The 5479-nt window shown below is 56.5% G+C and carries 3 rRNA genes; all 3 read right to left on the bottom strand.

The window, feature by feature from the left end:
* Nucleotides 1-47: 47 nt before the first annotated feature.
* Nucleotides 48-165: ribosomal RNA gene (rrf, locus tag E0H92_RS43950) — 5S ribosomal RNA — on the bottom strand.
* Between the two features lie 169 nt (nt 166-334).
* Nucleotides 335-3458 (bottom strand): 23S ribosomal RNA (locus E0H92_RS43945).
* A 494-nt stretch (nt 3459-3952) separates the two neighbouring features.
* Nucleotides 3953-5477 (bottom strand): 16S ribosomal RNA (locus E0H92_RS43940).
* The 16S, 23S and 5S rRNA genes sit together here, the layout of an rRNA operon.
* Nucleotides 5478-5479: the final 2 nt, after the last annotated feature.

Below are 5479 nucleotides of genomic sequence, written 5' to 3'. Positions count from 1 at the left end.
AAATGTTAAGGGCCACCCCTAGTGGGGTGGCCCTTAACAGTGTGAATGTCCGGCGGCGTCCTACTCTCCCACGACCTCCCGGTCGCAGTACCATCGGCGCTGGCGGGCTTAACTTCCAGGTTCGGAATGGAGACTGGGTGTTTCCCCGACGCTATGGCCACCGAAACTCTATAGAAATATCAATCAAACCAACTCGAGCCACACGGGCTGGGGTTTGACCGTATTCCGGGAACCGTACAGTGAACGCGAACATCGTTACTTTGTAGCGCAGGCTTGCGAAACAAACATTGCTGTAAGTCTGTCCATCCAACCCCGCGAACGGGGTGAATGTGTGTGTGACAAGCCCTCGGCCTATTAGTACCAGTCAGCTCCACACCTTGCGGCGCTTCCACCTCTGGCCTATCAACCCAGTGGTCTACTGGGGGCCTTACCCGGTTAACCCGGTGGGAGACCTCATCTTGAAGCGTGCTTCCCGCTTAGATGCTTTCAGCGGTTATCACTCCCGAACGTAGCCAACCAGCCGTGCTCCTGGCGGAACAACTGGCACACCAGAGGTTCGTCCACCCCGGTCCTCTCGTACTAGGGGCAGCCCTTCTCAAGTCTCCTGCGCGCGCAGCGGATAGGGACCGAACTGTCTCACGACGTTCTAAACCCAGCTCGCGTGCCGCTTTAATGGGCGAACAGCCCAACCCTTGGGACCTACTCCAGCCCCAGGATGCGACGAGCCGACATCGAGGTGCCAAACCATCCCGTCGATATGGACTCTTGGGGAAGATCAGCCTGTTATCCCCGGGGTACCTTTTATCCGTTGAGCGACGGTGCTCCCACATGCCACCGCCGGATCACTAGTTCCGACTTTCGTCCCTGCTCGACATGTCTGTCTCACAGTCAAGCTCCCTTGTGCACTTACACTCGACACCTGATTGCCAACCAGGCTGAGGGAACCTTTGAGCGCCTCCGTTACCTTTTAGGAGGCGACCGCCCCAGTCAAACTACCCACCAGGCACTGTCCCTGATCCGGATAACGGACCAAAGTTAGACAGCCAGAACAATCAGAGTGGTATTTCAACGATGACTCCACCCGAACTGGCGTCCGAGCTTCACAGTCTCCCACCTATCCTACACAAATTGTACCGACCACCAATACCAAGTTGTAGTAAAGGTCCCGGGGTCTTTCCGTCCTGCTGCGCGTAACGAGCATCTTTACTCGTAATGCAATTTCGCCGAGTCCATGGTTGAGACAGCGCCCAAGTCGTTACGCCATTCGTGCAGGTCGGAACTTACCCGACAAGGAATTTCGCTACCTTAGGATGGTTATAGTTACCACCGCCGTTTACTGGCGCTTAAGTTCAAAGCTTCGCCGGCCGAAACCAGCTAACCTGTCCCCTTAACGTTCCAGCACCGGGCAGGCGTCAGTCCGTATACATCGAATTACTTCTTCGCACGGACCTGTGTTTTTAGTAAACAGTCGCTTGGGCCTGGTCTCTGCGACCATCACCGCTTCCACCAGCAAGTGGTGTCACGGATCCGGTCCCCCTTCTCCCGAAGTTACGGGGGCATTTTGCCGAGTTCCTTAACCATGGTTCACTCGATCGCCTTGGTATTCTCTACCTGATCACCTGTGTCGGTTTGGGGTACGGGCGGCTCTAACACTCACTGCGAAGTTTTTCTCGGCAGCATGGGATCATCCACTTCCCCTGAACGGGTCCGCCTCGGCTCTCAGGCTATGTGAGACACGGATTTGCCTATGCCTCGCCCTACCACCTTGCCCGCGGATCAGCTTGCGCCTACCATCGCCGCGGTTGGACTACCCTCCTGCGTCACTCCTCAATGCACCTACTACCACCTCGGGTCGTGTCGTCCACCGATCCGTCCGAAGACATCACAGCTTCCGAAACTTAGCATCAGCGGGTTCGGTCGGGTCGTGTTAATGCCGGTACGGGAATATCAACCCGTTGTCCATCGACTACGCCTGTCGGCCTCGCCTTAGGTCCCGACTTACCCAGGGCAGATTAGCTTGACCCTGGAACCCTTGATCATCCGGCGGACGGGTTTCTCACCCGTCATTCGCTACTCATGCCTGCATTCTCACTCGTGCAGCATCCACAACTCCATCACTAGGCTGCTTCACACGCTGCACGACGCTCCCCTACCCACCCACACACCTGGACACAGATCAAGTCTGTGCCGAGTACAAGTGTGAGTGCCACAGCTTCGGCGGATTGCTTGAGCCCCGCTACATTGTCGGCGCGGAATCACTTGACCAGTGAGCTATTACGCACTCTTTCAAGGGTGGCTGCTTCTAAGCCAACCTCCTGGTTGTCTGGGCAACTCCACATCCTTTTCCACTTAGCAATCGCTTAGGGGCCTTAGCTGGTGATCTGGGCTGTTTCCCTCTCGACTACGGAGCTTATCCCCCGCAGTCTCACTGCCGCGCTCTCACTTACCGGCATTCGGAGTTTGGCTGATTTCGGTAAGCCGGTAAGCCCCCTAGACCATCCAGTGCTCTACCTCCGGTAAGAAACACGCGACGCTGCACCTATATGCATTTCGGGGAGAACCAGCTATCACGGAGTTTGATTGGCCTTTCACCCCTATCCACAGGTCATCCCCCAGGTTTTCAACCCTGGTGGGTTCGGTCCTCCACGCGGTCTTACCCACGCTTCAACCTGCCCATGGATAGATCACTCCGCTTCGGGTCTAGAGCATGCGACTAAAGCGCCCTATTCAGACTCGCTTTCGCTACGGCTACCCCACACGGGTTAACCTCGCCACACACCACTAACTCGCAGGCTCATTCTTCAAAAGGCACGCCGTCACACAACCCAAGTCATGCTCCGACGGATTGTAGGCAACCGGTTTCAGGTACTATTTCACTCCCCTCCCGGGGTACTTTTCATCTTTCCCTCACGGTACTAGTCCGCTATCGGTCACCAAGAAGTATTTAGGCTTAGCGGGTGGTCCCGCCAGATTCACACGGGATTTCAAGAGTCCCGTGCTACTTGGGAAAACACTCAAGAGTCACTGTCTTACGCCTACAGGGCTATAACCCACTACGGCTCAACATTCCAGAAGATTCGACTTCAACAGCGATTTATAACTCTCTAGTCTCACGGCATTAAGACTCGAATGCTCCCACAACCCCACATGCGCAACGCACGCCGGCTATCACACGCACATGGTTTAGCCTCATCCGCTTTCGCTCGCCACTACTCACGGAATCACTATTGTTTTCTCTTCCTGCGGGTACTGAGATGTTTCACTTCCCCGCGTTCCCTCCAGAACCCTATGTGTTCAGGCACTGGTAACTGGCTTTAGAATGCCAGCTGGGTTTCCCCATTCGGACACCCCCGGATCACAGCTCGGTTGCCAACTCCCCGGGGCTTATCGCAGGCTCCAACGTCCTTCATCGGCTCTTGGTACCTAGACATCCACCGATTGCCCTTAGTAGCTTGTCACAAAACAACAAAAATTCTGCGAAATCGCAAAACGCTACAAAGATTAGATGCTCGCGTTCACTATACAGTTCTCAAAATACGGGCAGGAACACCAACCCATAACCATCACCCTCTGGTTCTCGAGCATCCAGCCCAGGGAAACAACCCACCCAGTCCAGAACACCCACACCAACGGTTTGGTGAGAGCCGGCCCCAGCCACCCACCACACCCACCAACGCAGGTGTGACAGTGACCCTAGAAGAAACAGTCCCACCCGAACCCTCAGGCGGGCCCGATTCCTCAGGACCCAACAGCGCGCCTCGGCCCCTCACCCGACTGCTCTCACGTTCCACGCATCCACTCCGAAGAGATTCAGCAGTACTAGCTCGACCACTCGAGATCCTGGCCTAATGGTCAATGTTCCACATTCCGAAGCACCATCACCTTGAGACGAACGCTCAAGCAGTGATGAATAGGCACCAAACTCAAAGAGTTGGTGCCGAATGCTCCTTAGAAAGGAGGTGATCCAGCCGCACCTTCCGGTACGGCTACCTTGTTACGACTTCGTCCTAATCGCCAGCCCCACCTTCGACGGCTCCCTCCACAAGGGTTAGGCCACCGGCTTCGGGTGTTGCCGACTTTCATGACGTGACGGGCGGTGTGTACAAGGCCCGGGAACGTATTCACCGCAGCGTTGCTGATCTGCGATTACTAGCGACTCCGACTTCATGGGGTCGAGTTGCAGACCCCAATCCGAACTGAGACCGGCTTTTTGGGATTCGCTCCACCTTACAGTTTCGCAGCCCTTTGTACCGGCCATTGTAGCATGCGTGAAGCCCTGGACATAAGGGGCATGATGACTTGACGTCATCCCCACCTTCCTCCGAGTTGACCCCGGCAGTCTCCTATGAGTCCCCACCACCCCGAAGGGCGTGCTGGCAACATAGGACGAGGGTTGCGCTCGTTGCGGGACTTAACCCAACATCTCACGACACGAGCTGACGACAGCCATGCACCACCTGTATAGGACCCTTACGGACCCCCCATCTCTGGAGGATTTCCCTATATGTCAAACCCAGGTAAGGTTCTTCGCGTTGCATCGAATTAATCCGCATGCTCCGCCGCTTGTGCGGGCCCCCGTCAATTCCTTTGAGTTTTAGCCTTGCGGCCGTACTCCCCAGGCGGGGCGCTTAATGCGTTAGCTGCGGCACGGAGGACGTGGAATGTCCCCCACACCTAGCGCCCAACGTTTACGGCGTGGACTACCAGGGTATCTAATCCTGTTCGCTACCCACGCTTTCGCTCCTCAGCGTCAGGTAAGGCCCAGAGAGCCGCCTTCGCCACCGGTGTTCTTCCTGATATCTGCGCATTCCACCGCTACACCAGGAGTTCCGCTCTCCCCTGCCTACCTCTAGTCTGCCCGTATCGGAAGCAGGCTCGGGGTTAAGCCCCGAGTTTTCACTCCCGACGTGACGAACCGCCTACGAGCCCTTTACGCCCAATAATTCCGGACAACGCTCGGACCCTACGTATTACCGCGGCTGCTGGCACGTAGTTGGCCGGTCCTTCTTCTGCAGGTACCGTCACTCTCGCTTCGTCCCTGCTGAAAGAGGTTTACAACCCGAAGGCCGTCATCCCTCACGCGGCGTTGCTGCGTCAGACTTTCGTCCATTGCGCAATATTCCCCACTGCTGCCTCCCGTAGGAGTCTGGGCCGTGTCTCAGTCCCAGTGTGGCCGGTCGCCCTCTCAGGCCGGCTACCCGTCGACGCCTTGGTAGGCCATTACCCCACCAACAAGCTGATAGGCCGCGAGCCCATCCCCAACCGCCAGAACTTTCAACCAACCACCATGAGGTAGTCAGTGTTATCCGGTATTAGACCCCGTTTCCGAGGCTTATCCCAAAGTTGAGGGTAGGTTGCTCACGTGTTACTCACCCGTTCGCCGCTCGTGTACCCCCGAAGGGGCCTTACCGCTCGACTTGCATGTGTTAAGCACGCCGCCAGCGTTCGTCCTGAGCCAGGATCAAACTCTCCGTTGAAA

This window comes from Kribbella speibonae (genome assembly GCF_004331375.1).
Taxonomy (GTDB): Bacteria; Actinomycetota; Actinomycetes; order Propionibacteriales; family Kribbellaceae; genus Kribbella; species Kribbella sindirgiensis.
Note: the sequence above shows the minus strand (reverse complement) of the source record. Positions and strands in the feature narration are given on the sequence as shown.